Consider the following 15,322-nt stretch of genomic DNA (forward strand, 5'->3'; position numbering starts at 1 on the left):
ACTTCATGTAGGAAGTCCGCCACAGATTCAATCCAACCCCACAATTTTATACAGGTGAAGTATGCGAAAGCAGAAGCATCGCTCTGCTCAAAACGCCGCTACCGGCCGCGGTCGGTGGTGGAAGGGCGCTTGTCTTGCGATTGTCCTTGTGACCGTCGGACAAAGCGCCTACTGGCTGACCAATACGGCGAAGGCCCAGGAAAAGGAAGCCTCCGCCGTTACTTCGGTCGTCTTGGGCCAATCGATGAAAAACGAAGCGGAGGTCGCGACCCGCAAAGCGGACGAACTGAAAAATCGCCCGATCGGCATGCGCGAGTTTCGCGCCGTCGTCGAAGTTGAAGACCCGTCGACCCTGAAGGCCGGCGACGAAGTCGATGTCGCGCTGGTTACGCTCGGCGGCGATCATGGTCACGTCGAGAAGATCTTGAAAAAGGTCCGCGTCCAATCGGTCGAAGTTCCCCGCGGCGAAAAGCCGGAGCCGGAGAAAGTTGTCGCCGCTGAGGAAGAAGCCGCCGCCGAACACGTCGCGCCGGAGCTTTATCCGACGCGCGTCGTCACGCTGCAGGTGACCAGCGGCCAACTCGAGAAGGCCCGCGTCGCCGACGCCCAAGGCATCCTCCGCTTGTCGCCGTACGTCGATCATGCCAACGTCGGCATGTTGGAATCGATCGCGAGCAACTTTGTGGCCAACTTGTTCCAACCGTTGTTGCTCTTCTTCTTCATGGGCTTCGCGATTCCGCTGTTGCATGTCCCCTTTGAATTCCCGAAAGCTTTGTATCAAAGCTTGACCATCTATTTGTTAGTAGCGATCGGTTGGCACGGCGGCGAGCTGATGGCTGCTCTCGCTCCATCGGAACTGGCGGTCGCCGGCGGATTGGCCGTAGTGGGGTTCGTCGTGAACGGCGTCATCGGAATCGCAGCTACGTGGATGCTGCGAACCTTCACTCCGATGCGTCGGATCGATGCGGTGACCGTCGGTTCTTATTACGGTTCGGACTCGGCCGGTACTTTTGTGACCTGCTTGGGCATCTTAGCGACCTTGGGGATGCTCCACGACAGCTACATGCCGGTCATGTTGGCGGTCATGGAAATCCCCGGCTGTCTGGTCGGTTTGTTTCTGATCTCGCGTTTGCGGCGCCAAGGAATGGACATCTCGGGCAACATGCCGGACGAAGCCGGATACTCGGGACCTGCCGGCGATGATTCCTGGTCCGACGGGGCTGGAACAGGCGAAGCGGACCCCTATGCTCATGACGATTCGAAGAAGCTTGCTCCCAAATCGGTCGGAGCCGCGGCCGCTCATAGCGGTGGAATTCTGAGCCCGAAGATTTTACACGAAGTCTTCCTGAACCCGGGACTCTTCATGCTGTTTGGCGGTTTGGTCGTCGGTTTCATCAGTGGTCGTCAGGCCCTGATCGATCCGCATGTCGTCGAAGGCCCGAACAACTTCTTCGTGATGATGTTCAAAGGGGCGTTGTGCTTGTTCCTGTTAGAGATGGGCATCACCGCTTGCCGCCGTCTGCAAGACTTGAAGTCGGCCGGCTTCGGGTTCATTGTGTTCGGCTTGTTGGCGCCCAATTTGTTCGCCTTCATCGGCATCTGCGCCCTGCACGCCTACAGCATGGCGCTGGGACATCACTTTGAAACCGGTACGTATGCGTTGATGGCCGTGCTTTGCGGAGCCGCATCGTACATCGCCGTTCCGGCGGTGCAGCGAATCGCAATTCCGGAAGCCAGCCCGACGTTGCCGTTGGCGGCGTCGCTCGGTTTGACGTTCACCTGGAACGTGACTTTGGGCATTCCGATTTACATCGAGATGGCGAAGTTCGTCATTGACACGTTCCCCGTTCCGGTCAGTTAGGCCCAAGCGCAATCATGGGATGGCTGTCGGCCGATTTTGGCTGCCCGCGGGTCGGTCGACAGCCTCCGTTTTCAAGCACACAACGACCTTTGGAGATATTCCGTGTTTACTACCAAAAACGCGCGTCGCGTCACGATTGTGATGGACGCGGCGCTCAAAGGCTTCATGCTGGAGAAGCTCTCCGAACTGGGAGTCCGCAGCTATAGCTTTATGAATTGTCATGGCCAAGGTCACCACGCGGTGACCGGCGATCTCTACAACGGCGACGACTTGCTGCGTCTAGAGATCGTGACGACCACCGAAATCGGGGCCAAGATCCTGGATTGGATCCATGCCGCCCAGTTCGCTCAACTGAGCCAATACGCGTTGTTCGCTTATGCGGATCATGTCGAAGTCGACGAACGCGATCAATCGTTTCGCGCAGCCCAGTAGCCGCCGCCAGCGATCCACGCTATTCTCTTTGGCCCGCTCGGCATGAGATGCATCGCCGAGCAGGCTCCTTTCTCCGCGTCGAAATAGACTTCGCAACCACCCACAAGGATTGCGCCGCCGTGTTCTCTAGCTTCGCTTACAACCTCAATAGTCAGTATTCGCTAGGCACGACCATGCAGCGTCCCAGCGACGCAGTCGCCGCACAACAAGCATTGGAACAAGGGAACCTGGCTTTCCGGCACTGGATCGCCAACGCCTACACCGGCAACGAATCGACCGACGAGGTCGACTTCGCGCAGCGTCGCGCAGCGCTCGAGACGTTGTTCCCCCCGGGTAAGGTCCCCAAGCAGACCCCGTTCGCCGCGGTGTTCGGTTGTTCCGATGCGCGCGTTCCGGTTCGCCAGCTTTTCGGACAGTCGGCGAACGATATCTTCGAAGTCCGAACCGCCGGCCAAACGATGGGAGACGAATGCCTGGGCAGCGTCGAATATGCGCTCAGCCACATGCCGACCATCAAAACGGTCGTCGTGCTCGGGCACGGAAGTTGCGGCGCCGTCACTGCGTCGGTCGATTCGTACCTGAGCAACTGGGGGCTGAACCTGGGGCTCGCGTCAGTCGGACTGCGCAGCATTTTGCAACGGATCAATCCGGCCGTGGTCCTGGCCGCGCACTCGATTCAAGCTTCCACCATCGGCGTCGACTTCCGCCGCGAGACCGATCGCAAGCGCCTGATCGACGTCGCGACTACGCTAAACGCCGCAGCGTCAGCGCATCAATTGAAACTATTGGCCGACAGCGTTGACCGAACCGATGTCAGCGTTCTGTATGGCGTCTACGACATCGCGACGCACGCGGTCGTGCGTCCTCCGCTTCGCGCCGTGGACGGAGACGCATGGGAAGATGGCCTGGCGCAGGCGCCCGAAGAAGATGACCTCTTAGAATCGCTCGCGGCGATCTCCGTCACCGCCGCCGATCGACAACCGCTCGGTTAACGGTTTGCCAGGATTCCAGCCCCTGGCGGATCGTTCTCTCGCAACCCGCATCGAGTCTCCCTACCGCTTCGATGCGGGTTGCCGTTTTTCTTGGCCAGTCGGTGTGGCGAACTTTCTCTCTTCATCGCCCGTTGCGCAAGCGTGCGAGGGAATACGGCTCGCCGCTTCAATCCGTCTCTGGATCGCAAACCGCCTTTCCTCGCTGGCGCTGGCGGGCTGGCGTGACGATTTTCGGTTGATTCTATCCATGTATACGGTCCTTTGTTCGCATTCGATCATTGGTGAACCTGCCAAACAGCGCAACTTCAAAGTCGGAAGGTATAATAGACCGCCCTTCCGAATTTCGACCGCCAGTCAGAGTTCCCCATGCTTCGAGCCGTTTTGATCCTCGTCCCCCTCCTCTGCGCGCCTCTGCCGATCGCGCATGCGGCGCCGCTGCAGCGGTTCGAAAGCGTTCGCCCGTTGATGGGAACCGTCGCGAAAGTGATCGTCTATGCCGATACGCCCACCGCCGCCAAGCAAGCGATCGACGCGGCGTTCGTCGAGATGAATCGCCAGATCGCGATTCTCAGTGACTACGAGTCGACCTCCGAGGTTTCTCGGCTCGGCCAGGCCAGCCCCGGCACAACGCCGATCGGACCAGAACTCTGGGACGTGCTTTCCTATTCCGAAAAAATCAGCCACGCCACCGACGGCGCCTTCGATGTCACCGTCGGCCCGCTCACCAAAGCCTGGAGGCGGATGCGGCGCCGCCGCCAGATCGATCGGCAAGCGATCGCCGATCTTTTGCCGACCGTCGGCTACGCCAAGCTGAAGCTCGACCCGGCGTCTCACACGGCCGAGCTAACGATCCCCCACATGCGTCTCGATCTCGGCGGAGTCGCCAAGGGGTACATCATCGACGCCGGCTTGCAGACGTTACGCAACCACGGCCTGAAGCAGGCGCTGGTCGATGCAGGCGGAGACATGGCCATCGGCGCCGCGCCCCCGCAGTCGGCCGGGTGGAAGATCTCGGTCGCTCAATCGAAAAAGCCCGGCGCCGAAGCAATGATCGTCGAACTGGCCAACTGCGGCGTCGCGACTTCCGGCGACGCCTATCAGTTTGTCGAAATTAACGGCGCCCGGTACTCGCACATCCTCGACCCACGCACCGGATACGGCGTCACGACCAGTCGCACGGTAACGGTCTTCGCCCCCACCGCGATGCAAGCCGACGCGTGGGCATCGGCGATCAGCGTTCTGGGCCCCAAGCAAGGCTTTGCCGCACTAGCCAAACACCCCGATCACGCGGCCGCCGTCACCACGCTCGAACAAGATAAATTGGTCGTCGAGAAAAGTGCGAATCTCGATGCCTGGCTAGCGGCGCATTAGCGTTTCTTTCTACGTAGCGCTCCAACCGGCGTCAACATCGCTCCTCCGCCGTATCGGTCGACCTTCGCCAACGCCGTGTAAAGCCGCGGCAACGGCGCCCCGGCTTACAACCGACTACAAAGGGGTGGTCACTTCTTCGTTAGGGCGAGGATTTCCTTGGCTTCCGAGGCCCCAATCTCGCGTACGAAAATATTTCGCCAAGAGATTTCGCCTCCATGCGTTTGCAGCATAATGGGCCCTGTCGAGGGAAGCGGTTTGCTTCGCCCCCAGAAGTTTTCCATCACAGCATCGTCCACGACCAGTTTTCCATTCAGCCAAACCCACGTCCGGGCGCCGATCTGTCGAATACGGAGTTGATTCCATTCACCAAACGGGTGATCGGCTAATTCAAGCGGGTCGCGACCTGGGGCGCCTGGAGTATTGTTGTACAAACCGCCGGAACCAAGATGAGGTTTTCGGTCCGGCGCTTTCGAGTTGAATTTTTGGTTCGAATCCCAGATTTGCACTTGGGGTGCGCCTCTTAAATAGATACCGCTGTCAGCCCCCGCCACCGTCTTGTATTCCAGTTGCAATTCCATGTCACCAAACTCGTCAACGGTAGTCGCATAGGGCCCCTTTCCATCATTGACAAGGCTCCCATCTTCGACTCTCCAATATTTCGAAAACTCGGCTCGCTGCGTCCGTAAGTTCTTGTCCTTTTCTTCTCCGTCCAATTTAGCGGCTAAGTGTGGATTCAACCCATACCAGCCGCTCAGGTCATGCCCGTTAAACAAAGCACGAAACCCTTCCGGCGGCATCGGTTCGGCCGAATATCCAGGCGTTGATGCGAAGCCCAGCGCAAGGAGCAATACAAACAAACATCGAGTTGCGAAACAGAAATCAAGTTTCATAGTGACTCCCGAGGAAGACGGCGAAGTTAAAGCCGTGAAATAAGGTCAAGTTGAGTGTTGCTGTCGTTTGAAATGGGATTTATCCGTCCCCTCAGCCGAGTTCCAAGCGATACCTGGGTATTTGGTCGAATGCATCCCATTGCACGGAGGAGGTCAAAAGGCCGCAGGCTGATCGCGTGGGCGAGCAATACCAAAACAATCATTCATGCGATTGTCGAATCAAAGTCACTGAAGGAAAGTGAAGATAGGTGCGTCGCGGCAGCGCAGTCTCTGCTGTGCTGGGCATCAAGACTCTCCCTTGCAACGCGCATGCATTTCGCAAAATCGAATTAACGAATCCATGCGGCTGAAAGGGAAACGCACCGATGAACGATTGGGCCCTGGCGTTTACACCTCCGGCACAGTCCAACCAGATCGGTAGTCCTTCCTCAAAAACTGATTTGCCTCGGGAGCGTTGGTGATATTCATCTTGGCGGAATCCCATTCCAACGACTGCGTCGGCAGACGGCTCGCGACGATTCCCAACAGAACTGTCTCCGTCAGCGGTCCTGAGTAACTAAACGCAGAGGTCGTATCCGCTTCCCCGCGACACGCGTCCGCCCATCCGGTGTAATGGTCCCGGCCTTCGACCTTGGTGACGGGATACTCCTCAAATGCTTCTCGAGGCGAGAGCATCGGAGCGCCAACGTGCGGAAGGATAAGATGCCCCTTTTCTCCAATAAACACGGAGCCAGCCTTGGGGATCTTAACCCCTTCCGGCAAGGTCAATTGCTCGCGCGTAGGCCGATGGCCTTCCCCGCTATACCATGTGACTTTGATTGTCGGATCCGTCGTGTACTGGGTCCCGGGGAACTTATATTTTACGATGTTCGTCTTCGACCAGACTTCCTTATTCAAAACCTGATTTTCGGCGACTAGCGAAGTCGGCGCTGTCAGTTCCAATGCCGTAAAGACAGGATCCAGAATATGGCAGGCGAAATCTCCGAGCTTGCCGGTGCCAAAATCTTGCCAGTTTCTCCAATTGTAAGGATGGTAGCACTTCGAGACATAAGGCCGCTCGGGAGCGACTCCGAGCCAAAGGTCCCAATGGACTCCCGAGGGAACTGGATTACTGCCTGGGACTCGGTCGTCCCAGAGATTCCACGACGTATTCCCGCTTTGCCACGAATAGACCTCACGGATTTTGCCAATGGCTCCCTCCTGCAGCAGTCGAACAGCAGTACGATAGTACGTGTGCGATTGGATCTGATTACCCATTTGCGTCACGACCCCCATCTTCGCGGCGGCCTCTGTCATCGCCCGCGCCTCAGCCACACTGTGCGCCAACGGCTTTTGGCAATAGACATGCTTTCCTAGCGACATCGCGGCCAGGGAAATCGGAGCATGCATGTGATCCGGAGTCGAGACGATCACAGCGTCGATACCGGATTGCTCCATCATCTTTCGCCAGTCGACATAACGCTTCGCTTGGGGAAATTTTTCAGCGGCCCGCCCAAGATTGTTGGGCCCCTCATCGATATCGCACAACGCGACGACATTCACATAAGGACTCGATGCAACCGCATTAAGATCGGACCAACCTTTTCCACCTACCCCTACGGACGCGACGTTCAGCTTGCTGTTTGCAGGAGCGCCATGCGAAATTCCGCACGCCAGAGCGGCGCTGCACAAGGAAGATGATTTCAGAAAGTTTCTTCGCGTAAGCATTGCCATGAGAGCAAGTTCTCCTAACGGATGATTTACAACATAATAGTGCGCCTAAGTAAGTAATGAAGCCACCACCAGCCATCCAACGCAGACTGGCGAGCGATCAGCGATTTACGATCGACCAAAGCGACTTCATCGAATCCCAGGATCGCCACTGCGGCAAGGAACCGAGCGAGCGGGAACGCAGCGGCCCATGTTTTCAATTGTTTAGCGGTTCACCATCGAAGCGCTGGGCGAGCTATTTGGCAACTTCCGTTTTTGGATCCCGCCTTCTCGCTCCTCGGCTCTCCGCAAACTGATTTGCCCTAATCGACCAAGCAAAAAATGCAGCGGAACGCCATTAGCAACCCCCACCACTGTACCTAACTTGATGTCACGTGTCATCAACTTTTTTCGCGTCTCCCTTATTTTGCTGAACACGATTATTGCTCTGCGACACCCCCGGCAGCGCGGTGAGGCAGCGCCCGAAATGGAGGCGCGGCAGCGTCTTGCTTTCGGATTCACCCGAGCCGTTCCACTCCCGTCAAATGAGCAAAAACGAGAAGGGAGAAACTTGCTCACCCAGGCTCATTCCCATTCTCCGTTCATTGGAAGCGCTTTTCGGCCGGCCCTTTTCCATGTTCTTCCAGCTTGCTTTCCTGCCCTGTTTTACCGTCCCTTCATCCGTGGCCTGGCCGTGTTCCATTCTTGGTTCCGAAATATAGCGCAACTTCAAAAACGCGCGAGCGAGGTAAATGTGGTTGCAAGTTCATTCAGACGAGGCGTTGCGATATATTTGCTAGAAGAGAAGAATAGTACACGACAAAGCCACGCTGAACCTGTTGCAACTCTTTCGGCGGCAGGAACAGCACCCCGGCATGGCGTCCGGCCCCGCACGGCGATCGCACCATAAATCACGTCCCCAGCAACACTTCCAACAAGTAGGCGTCGTTCCTTCCAGCTTTTAGCCGCTTGTTCTTCACGCCCCACTTCGCCGTTTTGTTGTTCTTCAACAAGCTCAGGCTTGTTCTTCTTAGCAGACTGAAGTTGACGTCGGCGTGGCCTTTGCGGATTCGACTTTGGTCTTCGCCGAACGTTACGTCGAGTTGCCAGTGGAGCGAATTCTCAATGCTCCAGTGCCCTCGGACCGCTTCGGCGAAGCGTTTGCCGGTGAGATATTTGCTCACGATGTAGTAGCGTACTTCACTCGTCTCTTTGCCGTTTTGCTTGACGATATTGATCGTCATTCCGATCGCCTTCAGCTTCGTCCAACGCGAGGCGTACGGAAAATCATCGGCGTCGATTGGACAGAGATAGTAGTAACGCGACTCTTCGCGGCCATGCCCTTTCTCGTGCGTCTCGTGGCGGTGAACTTTCATTTTCGCAAAGTCGATTTCCATCGCAGCGGCGAAGTGATCGCGAATCGCTTGATGCAGATAACGCTGATTCCCTTTAATCGCCAGACAGTAATCACCGCCTGCGTTAACGATCTTGGCGGCGATCTCTTTCTGACAACCCATCGCGTCGATCGTCACCAAACAGCCGGAAACCTCGATGATTTCGAGCAATTTCGGAATCGCCGTGATCTCATTACTCTTCGCGTCAGTCGCGACTTGCCCGAGACTCACATGATTGGCGGTCGCCCAGGCGCTGACCATATGAATCGCGGCCTTGCTGCTGGCGGCGTCAAAGCTGCGCCGCAAAGTTTTGCCGTCGATCGCGATAATCTGCCCATCGGTAATCTCTTGCAACGAAGTGATCCAGCTAAGCAAACACTTCTCAAATTCAGCCGGCTTCAAAGCGCCGAGAATCGCGTTGAAGCGATCATGCGAAGGAACGCCGGTGCTCATGTCGAGGAACTGCGAAAGCCACTCTTTCTTGTCTTCGGCCCAGTCAGTGATCGCAACGAAATCATCTGCTCCACCTAGCACCGCACAGAGCGACATCGTGACGATGTTGACTAGCGGATAAGTTACCTTGCGAGTCCGCGGATCCGTCAGATCGGCGAAGTGTTCTTGAATCGAAGCGCGCGATGAAGACGACATGCTGAACAACTCTCGGCAAGACAAACGCTTGGCCGCGATCAAGCAATCACGAAACCGCCAAGACGCACTTGCCGGATTGTCGCAGGTTGCCCATCATGGCGCAATCGCCGTGTCCGGCCCCGCCTCCTTGTCCGATTTCTAAGCAATCGCCGTTACATGAATCACAGCTATCCATTCGCATGGCTCTTATTTTGGAGCGTCACTGGAGCGGTTTGGACGCTCATATCAGCGACGGGCTGTGAAAAAATGCCGCTTCCAGTTCGCACTTCCTGGCATCAAAAATTCGACTGGAAGGCGGAGGAGTATTTTGACGATCCGCAGGCAATCGCTCTCTGCGAAGCGATCGCGGCGAATGATCTCCAGGAGATCGACCGGCTGGTCGCGGCGGGCGCCAACGTGAATGCGTTGGGCAAAGGGAAGATGACGCCGCTGCTGTGGGCTTTGCCCGACAATCATCCCGAACGCTTCGGCAAGTTGCTGGAGCTAGGCGCCAATCCGAACGTGATCGTCGAAAGTGATTTCAACACTCGTAACTCGGCGATTCGACCAGGCGACTCAGTAACGCACATGGTCTGCAAGACCCATTTTCCCGGCTATTTCGAGTTGGTTTTCCAACACGGCGGCGATCCCAATCTGGTGAATCCCCAAAAGAAAGAAACGCCGATCTTCGTGCTGATCACCGGCTCCTTGGTTCAGCGAAAGGAGAAGATGCGTCTCCTGATCGACAAGGGAGCAGATTTAAATGCGCTGAATGCGAGCGGAGTACCTGCGACCGCGCTTGCTTGTGTCCATTTTGGACAGTACGACATCGTTTTGATGCTTCTGAAGGCCGGGGCGGATCCTGATATCTATCTAGAGAATCAAAACAGTAAGCTTCTCCATGTCGTAATACGCGAAGAAGGACGTCTGCCGCAGATGACTCCGCAGCAGCGAACGGACTATGACCGACTTGTTGGATGGTTGAAGGAACATGGCGCCTCGTTCGAGAATGCGCGAGCCGACATCGAGCGATGGCGGTCGTGGGGGGCGAACCCGCCGAGCAGAATCAAAGAGCTCCGCGAGGCGGAAATCGCGGAACGCAAGGCGCGAGATGCGGAGCCGCCGTCACGCGCTAAATTCCCCTAAATCGCGACCAAGCGGTCATGGTGAAATCCCTGCTAATCCGAGGGACGTTCGCCCTTTTCAGCCAGTCTCTTTTCTTCCTCTTCTCTATCGCAAACGCCGTCGCTATATCTTTGTGACAATGAATGTGGTCCACCACGTTGAAGGATCGTCGATACCGTTCAGGGGTCCCTTCTACGAATGTTATCCCCGCTCGTTATCAAGTCGAATGTTCACGCGTTTCGATCGGCAAGAAGCCGTGGCCATGGCGCCCGCCTGACCTCCTCAGATATCGCAGGAAAAGCGCCCAAAATTGTCTCTCGACAAAGCGCACCGCTTTATGGTCGATTGCGAGATGAATCCACCGGCGGTCCGTAACGACCGGCGCGAGCGGGGACTGCTGCGCGGTTTGGTTTCCGTCGGTTGGTTGGGCGATTGGAGACGAGTGAACCTGTAGGTCTGGCCTTGGCCTGATGCAGCAATGGGGGGGAAGGTAGAACAACCCGATCGCCGCGCGAAAAAAACGTGGCGGTCCGGTCCAACCTAGGGGGCCAATGTCGAATGTCGAAACCAGAATGTCGAATTATTGGATCGCTGGACTCCAAAAAAAACGTGGCGGTCCGGTCCAGTCCAACCTAGGGAGCCAATGTCGAATGTCGAAATCAGAATGTCGAATTATTGGATCGCTGGACTCCAAAAAAACGTGGCGGTCCGGTCCAGTCCAGTCCAACCTAGGGGGCCAATGTCGAATGTCGAAACCAGAATGTCGAAATATTGGATCGCTGGTCTCCAAAAAAACGTAGCGGTCCGGTCCAGTCCAACCTAGGGGCCAATGTTGAATGTCGAAATCAGAATGTCGAATTATTGGATCACTGGACTCCAAAAAAACGTGGCGGTCCGGTCCAGTCCAACCTTCTGGAATGTTGAATCAGCCGATCGTTGGACTCCCCAAAAAAGTACTGCGGTCCGGTCCTACCTTGGGGAATGGTGAACGTTGAAACCAGAATGTCGTACGAAGCGCTCCGCGGCGGTAATGCGGGTTTCGGGCTTTCCTTCGATATTCGGACTTCTTCATTCGTCATTTGAAATAGAGGCCGGATTTCCCTCGCTGGCGCGTCGGGCTACGAAGAGCCGGGCTCAGTTGGGGCGGGCTCGTCCATCGGAGCAGTTTCGGCCGGGGCGACTTCGGCCGGCGGCTGTTCGGCGGTCGGCGTGATGCCGAGGATTGCGTGCAGTTTAGACGTATCGACTTCGACCGTGTCGAGTCGCCCTTGTCGCTCGACGACCAAACGAAGCGGCTGGGTAAAGTCCGTCACCAAGTCGAAGAACTGGTGGCCATCGTCAAATTTTTGGCCGTTGACTTCGTAGATGCGATCGCCGGTTCGCAGGCCGGATGCGGCGGCGAGTGAGCCCGGGACGACCGACGTGAGAAACATGACATCCGGATTCGCATCGTCGCCGCGCCAGCGAATGCCGAGCGGCGATGGTTTTTCGTTCAGCGTGACCGGTAGTTCCAGCGGGCTCTCTTCTCCTTCGCGCTCGACCGTGATCGTGGTCGACGCGGGAGAGGCTTGGACGTTGATCAGAAACTGTTCGACGGTGGGGATCGGCAATCCGGCGAACGCGATGATTTTGTCACCGCTACGAACACCGGCGAGCGAAGCCGGCGACGCAGGCACGACTCCTTTGACGGTGAGCCCGTCGATCGCTTCTGCTTCGGAAGTCGCCCAACGGACGCCTAAACGGGAACCACGACCGAGATAGGGGGATTCAAACCGTCGTCGCTGCGAAGGACCCTCGCGCCGCGCTAGATCGCGAAACGTGCGCGGCGTCTCTTCGTTGGCTAACAACCAGGTCAACTGGAACGCCATGCGAGCGACCGACTGGGCGCCGTCGAACGAGATGAGCTCGACATCGTCTTGGGGGCGATGGTATTGGTCATGCAGCCCGGTGTGCAGCATGACGTAGGGAATGCTCCGCTCATAGAAAGGATGATGATCGCTGTTGGCTTTGATCTCCCAATCGAAGTCCAGCATCAGCTGCGTCGCTTCGTTGGAGCGCGTGATCAGACTGCGAAGCCGATGCGCCGTGCGACCACCGGAGACTTCGACGCGGCCTTTTCGTAGTCGCCCGATCATGTCGAGATTGAGATAGAACTTGACGCGCGACAGCGCAATTGTCGGATGTTGCAACCAATGTTTCGAGCCAAGCAGCCCTTTCTCTTCGCCATCCCAAAAGCAGAAGAGAATACTGCACTGCGGCGGTTCGGCCAAGGTTTGAAACGCTTCGATCACTTCCAACAGGCCGGAGGTTCCGCTGGCGTTGTCATCGGCGCCGTTGTGGATGTAGCCGGTCGGCCCAAAGCTGTTGGTCGAGTTACCGTAACCAACATGATCGTAGTGGGCGCCGACGACGATCACTTGTTGGGCGAGGGTCGGATCTTTGCCGGGGAGCATGGCCAGGATGTTGCGATATTCACTGCCGAACCACTGAAAGTAAGTTCCGTTATCGCCGGCCGGCTGCAGCCCCTGCGCTTTGACAAGCTCGACGATGTAGTTGCCAGCGGCGCGACCGCCGCGGCTGCCGGCTTCGCGTCCTTCAAAGGAATCGGCGGCGAGGGTCTCGACGTGGCGCTTAATATCGTCGCTCTGGATCGAATGGACCGCTTCGCCGAGGGTCGCCTCGCCGGCGGCGGCCAGCGGCGCGAGAAGCAGCAGCGCAAGAATCGAGATCAGGCGAATCATCCGGAAGCTCCGAGTGCAAATCGAGAAAGTCGGTCCCCTCAACCATCTGGCGGAAATCGTCTCGACAGGATCAGGGGGCAAAGGTGGAATCGAAAGAAAAACTACCGTACGCCATATTTAAGCCTATTTACCGGCGGTTTCCTCCCCAATGGCCAAAATTTGTACCGATTAGTCGGGCAATTCCGCCAAAAGCGGCCGAACCCAGCCCACGATTTCCCGGTCTCCCCATTGCCGAAACAGAAGCCAAAAGTTAATCTGTTCGTTCCACTGGAGAGGTGGCAGAGTGGTCGAATGCGCCGGTTTGCTAAACCGGTGAACGGGTCAAACCGTTCCACGGGTTCAAATCCCGTCCTCTCCGCTTCAGAAAAATGGCTCGCCGTAAGGTCTTGTAAACAAAGACTTTCTGGCGGGCCGTTTTTTTGGGCCCAATCCATTGGGTCAAGATTGGGCCAAAAACGGAGAAAACCACGAGGTCGGTTTCTTAACAGGATTCTTCGTTCTGGACGGAAACCTCTCTCAAAAAGCAACACGATCAGCTCAACGTCCGGCAGACGATCTGCCGAGTCACCGTCAAACCGACACTTGAACAAGCAAGGCTTAGACAAGGTTTTGCTTGATCTGAAGGGATTCGACTCCGCTCAAAGATCTGCGATCTTCAATCACCTGGACGCCCCAGCGAATGCTGGTTCCCGGTCGTCGCATCAGCTTTGCCATCGACCGTGATGGTGCCGCCATCTGAACCCGTCGAAGCCGAACCAGCGGCGGCGTTCTGCGTCGGCCTGGTAGCTGCTGCATAGTCGATACTCCGGCTGAGCGGATTACACCTGCCATCAGGTCGGCGGTTGCAGTCCATCAGGATGCGTTATTAGCGATGCTGCCCGAAGCGGAGGATCCAAATTGTAGCTTGGTCCGGGATTGGTAAACGTGAAAGTCACCTCGCCCTCTTCCGGCTGCAGGATGGTTTCTGTCGGCCGCATCAACAGAGAAGGAGTTTCCACGAAATCTATCCAAATGAGATTTCGTACTCATCGAGGTCGGTTGAATCAAGAGTCGTTTGAATCAGTTCAATAGCTTCAAGCAGCATTTGAACGTACGGGGTCTCATTTTGGGAAATCGCCCACATTTTGAGTGTTTCCACTTCCGAAAGGAATTGCGTCTTGAATTCCAAAGCTATTTCCAGTGCGGGGAGCGCTGCAAGCATCGGAAGATTTAGTTTGGAAATCGCTGGCCGCCATAATTTTTGGTATTGTTCCGCCGAGCATATCGGAATGAACTCTGATTCGTCAGTAGCACGATTAGTTTTGCAAATGTCGATCATTTTTTACTTTCCAAAATCTACGGTGAACTCCCAGCCAGGAAATTGCTTTCGCAGTTCATTGACTTGGTAGAGTACATGTCGAATTAGGATGGGATCATCTCCTTCAATCCTTAGTTCAAATTTTTGCACTTTTACAGTCCCAGGAATTGGTCTTCCGAAATAGCGTGAGCCTCCGTCAAGATGCTTGGGTATCTCACATCCAGGCACTTGAGCAAGGAGGCTCACAATGGAACTTGTACCCGAATTTGCTGCCCTTTTGCAACCCTTTGCCCAAGCGATGACGACTCCGACCTTGGAGAGTCTGGCGACGCTGATGGCCGGGTGGGTGCTGGCTAGTGGACGGACTGTTACACGCATGATTCTCGCGGCGGGCGATTCGGCCGACAAACATTTTTCGTCCTACCATCGCGTGTTCAGCGCCGCCCGCTGGTCGCTCGACCGCGTCGGTCTGGCGGTGTTCGACTTGATCGAACCGTGGATCGATGGCGACGTCCTGTTGGCGTTGGATGACACATTGGCCCGCAAGCGCGGCTTGAAAATCTTCGGCTGCGGCATGCATCATGATCCGCTCATTTCGACGCGCAGCAAGGCGGTGATGAATTGGGGGCATAGCTGGGTCGTGCTGGGAGTAATCGTCGAGTTGCCCTTTCGTCCGGGACATTATTACTGCCTGCCGATTTTGTTTCGTTTGTATCTGAACAAGGCGAAGGCCAACCAACATCGCCGCGTTTATCGGACCCGACCAGAACTGGCGGTGCAGATGCTCGACACGCTCTGTTCCCACCGGAAAAACAGGCGTTTTCATGCCGTGGCCGACAGCGCCTACGGCGGTCAAAGCGTGCTGAATGGTAGTGTCCGTCAAGTTGCGCACATTTGATTTTC

Annotated in this window: 11 protein-coding genes and 1 tRNA gene; 7 read left to right on the top strand and 5 right to left on the bottom strand. The window is 56.4% G+C overall.

What is annotated here, in order from left to right; all coding sequences use genetic code 11:
• Positions 1–61 precede the first annotated feature (61 nt).
• The 4 genes from DSM3645_RS16490 to DSM3645_RS16505 all read left to right on the top strand — a co-directional run bounded on the left by DSM3645_RS16490 (position 62) and on the right by DSM3645_RS16505 (position 4,656).
• Positions 62–1,861 carry a sodium-dependent bicarbonate transport family permease gene (locus DSM3645_RS16490; protein WP_002653378.1) on the top strand — a complete coding sequence of 600 codons (1,800 nt, stop codon included), beginning with the start codon at positions 62–64 and terminating at the stop codon, positions 1,859–1,861.
• Positions 1,862–1,963: 102 nt separating this feature from the next.
• Entirely contained in the window at positions 1,964–2,293 is a 330-nt protein-coding gene (locus DSM3645_RS16495; protein WP_002653379.1) for a P-II family nitrogen regulator, read from the top strand.
• A gap of 119 nt (positions 2,294–2,412) precedes the next feature.
• Positions 2,413–3,285: a carbonic anhydrase gene (locus DSM3645_RS16500; protein ID WP_161603361.1), complete on the top strand. Its 873-nt coding sequence runs from the start codon at positions 2,413–2,415 to the stop codon at positions 3,283–3,285.
• A 366-nt stretch (positions 3,286–3,651) separates the two neighbouring features.
• Complete coding sequence (locus DSM3645_RS16505; RefSeq protein WP_002653381.1) at positions 3,652–4,656, top strand: FAD:protein FMN transferase; 1,005 nt, start codon at positions 3,652–3,654, stop codon at positions 4,654–4,656.
• A gap of 128 nt (positions 4,657–4,784) precedes the next feature.
• On the opposite strand, the gene DSM3645_RS16510 is transcribed toward DSM3645_RS16505, so the two are convergent.
• The 3 genes from DSM3645_RS16510 to DSM3645_RS16520 all read right to left on the bottom strand — a co-directional run bounded on the left by DSM3645_RS16510 (position 4,785) and on the right by DSM3645_RS16520 (position 9,277).
• Positions 4,785–5,546: a 3-keto-disaccharide hydrolase gene (locus DSM3645_RS16510; protein ID WP_002653382.1), complete on the bottom strand. Its 762-nt coding sequence runs from the start codon at positions 5,544–5,546 to the stop codon at positions 4,785–4,787.
• Positions 5,547–5,933: 387 nt separating this feature from the next.
• Positions 5,934–7,259, bottom strand: coding sequence for a Gfo/Idh/MocA family oxidoreductase (locus DSM3645_RS16515; RefSeq protein WP_040351903.1), 1,326 nt, complete (start codon positions 7,257–7,259; stop codon positions 5,934–5,936).
• An 887-nt stretch (positions 7,260–8,146) separates the two neighbouring features.
• Positions 8,147–9,277: an ISAs1-like element ISBlma8 family transposase gene (locus DSM3645_RS16520; RefSeq protein ID WP_002653385.1), complete on the bottom strand. Its 1,131-nt coding sequence runs from the start codon at positions 9,275–9,277 to the stop codon at positions 8,147–8,149.
• Positions 9,278–9,523: 246 nt separating this feature from the next.
• On the opposite strand from DSM3645_RS16520, the gene DSM3645_RS16525 reads away from it, so the two are divergent.
• Positions 9,524–10,402 carry an ankyrin repeat domain-containing protein gene (locus DSM3645_RS16525; RefSeq protein ID WP_131282636.1) on the top strand — a complete coding sequence of 293 codons (879 nt, stop codon included), beginning with the start codon at positions 9,524–9,526 and terminating at the stop codon, positions 10,400–10,402.
• A gap of 1,097 nt (positions 10,403–11,499) precedes the next feature.
• Here DSM3645_RS16525 and DSM3645_RS16530 read toward each other — a convergent pair.
• The gene (locus DSM3645_RS16530) at positions 11,500–13,122 is read right to left on the bottom strand and encodes a M20/M25/M40 family metallo-hydrolase (RefSeq protein ID WP_002653389.1); all 1,623 of its coding nucleotides are present in this window, start codon (positions 13,120–13,122) and stop codon (positions 11,500–11,502) included.
• Positions 13,123–13,391: 269 nt separating this feature from the next.
• Here DSM3645_RS16530 and DSM3645_RS16535 point away from each other — a divergent pair.
• Positions 13,392–13,480, top strand: a tRNA-Ser gene (locus tag DSM3645_RS16535).
• A gap of 645 nt (positions 13,481–14,125) precedes the next feature.
• Here the strand turns inward: DSM3645_RS16535 and DSM3645_RS16540 are convergent.
• Entirely contained in the window at positions 14,126–14,440 is a 315-nt protein-coding gene (locus tag DSM3645_RS16540) for a hypothetical protein (RefSeq protein WP_002653392.1), read from the bottom strand.
• A gap of 226 nt (positions 14,441–14,666) precedes the next feature.
• Here DSM3645_RS16540 and DSM3645_RS16545 point away from each other — a divergent pair, with 226 nt between their 5' ends.
• Positions 14,667–15,317 carry an IS701 family transposase gene (locus DSM3645_RS16545; RefSeq protein WP_050769405.1) on the top strand — a complete coding sequence of 217 codons (651 nt, stop codon included), beginning with the start codon at positions 14,667–14,669 and terminating at the stop codon, positions 15,315–15,317.
• The last annotated feature ends 5 nt before the right edge of the window (positions 15,318–15,322 follow it).

Source organism: Blastopirellula marina DSM 3645, from assembly GCF_000153105.1.
In the GTDB taxonomy this organism is placed as follows: domain Bacteria; phylum Planctomycetota; class Planctomycetia; order Pirellulales; family Pirellulaceae; genus Blastopirellula; species Blastopirellula marina.

Coding starts and splice junctions, on each gene's coding strand:
- DSM3645_RS16490 (WP_002653378.1), top strand. CDS start 62: ATGCGAAAGCAGAAGCATCGCTCTGCTCAAAACGCCGCTACCGGCCGC.
- DSM3645_RS16505 (WP_002653381.1), top strand. CDS start 3,652: ATGCTTCGAGCCGTTTTGATCCTCGTCCCCCTCCTCTGCGCGCCTCTG.
- DSM3645_RS16510 (WP_002653382.1), bottom strand. CDS start 5,546: ATGAAACTTGATTTCTGTTTCGCAACTCGATGTTTGTTTGTATTGCTC.
- DSM3645_RS16515 (WP_040351903.1), bottom strand. CDS start 7,259: ATGGCAATGCTTACGCGAAGAAACTTTCTGAAATCATCTTCCTTGTGC.
- DSM3645_RS16520 (WP_002653385.1), bottom strand. CDS start 9,277: ATGTCGTCTTCATCGCGCGCTTCGATTCAAGAACACTTCGCCGATCTG.
- DSM3645_RS16525 (WP_131282636.1), top strand. CDS start 9,524: ATGCCGCTTCCAGTTCGCACTTCCTGGCATCAAAAATTCGACTGGAAG.
- DSM3645_RS16530 (WP_002653389.1), bottom strand. CDS start 13,122: ATGATTCGCCTGATCTCGATTCTTGCGCTGCTGCTTCTCGCGCCGCTG.
- DSM3645_RS16540 (WP_002653392.1), bottom strand. CDS start 14,440: ATGATCGACATTTGCAAAACTAATCGTGCTACTGACGAATCAGAGTTC.
- DSM3645_RS16545 (WP_050769405.1), top strand. CDS start 14,667: ATGGAACTTGTACCCGAATTTGCTGCCCTTTTGCAACCCTTTGCCCAA.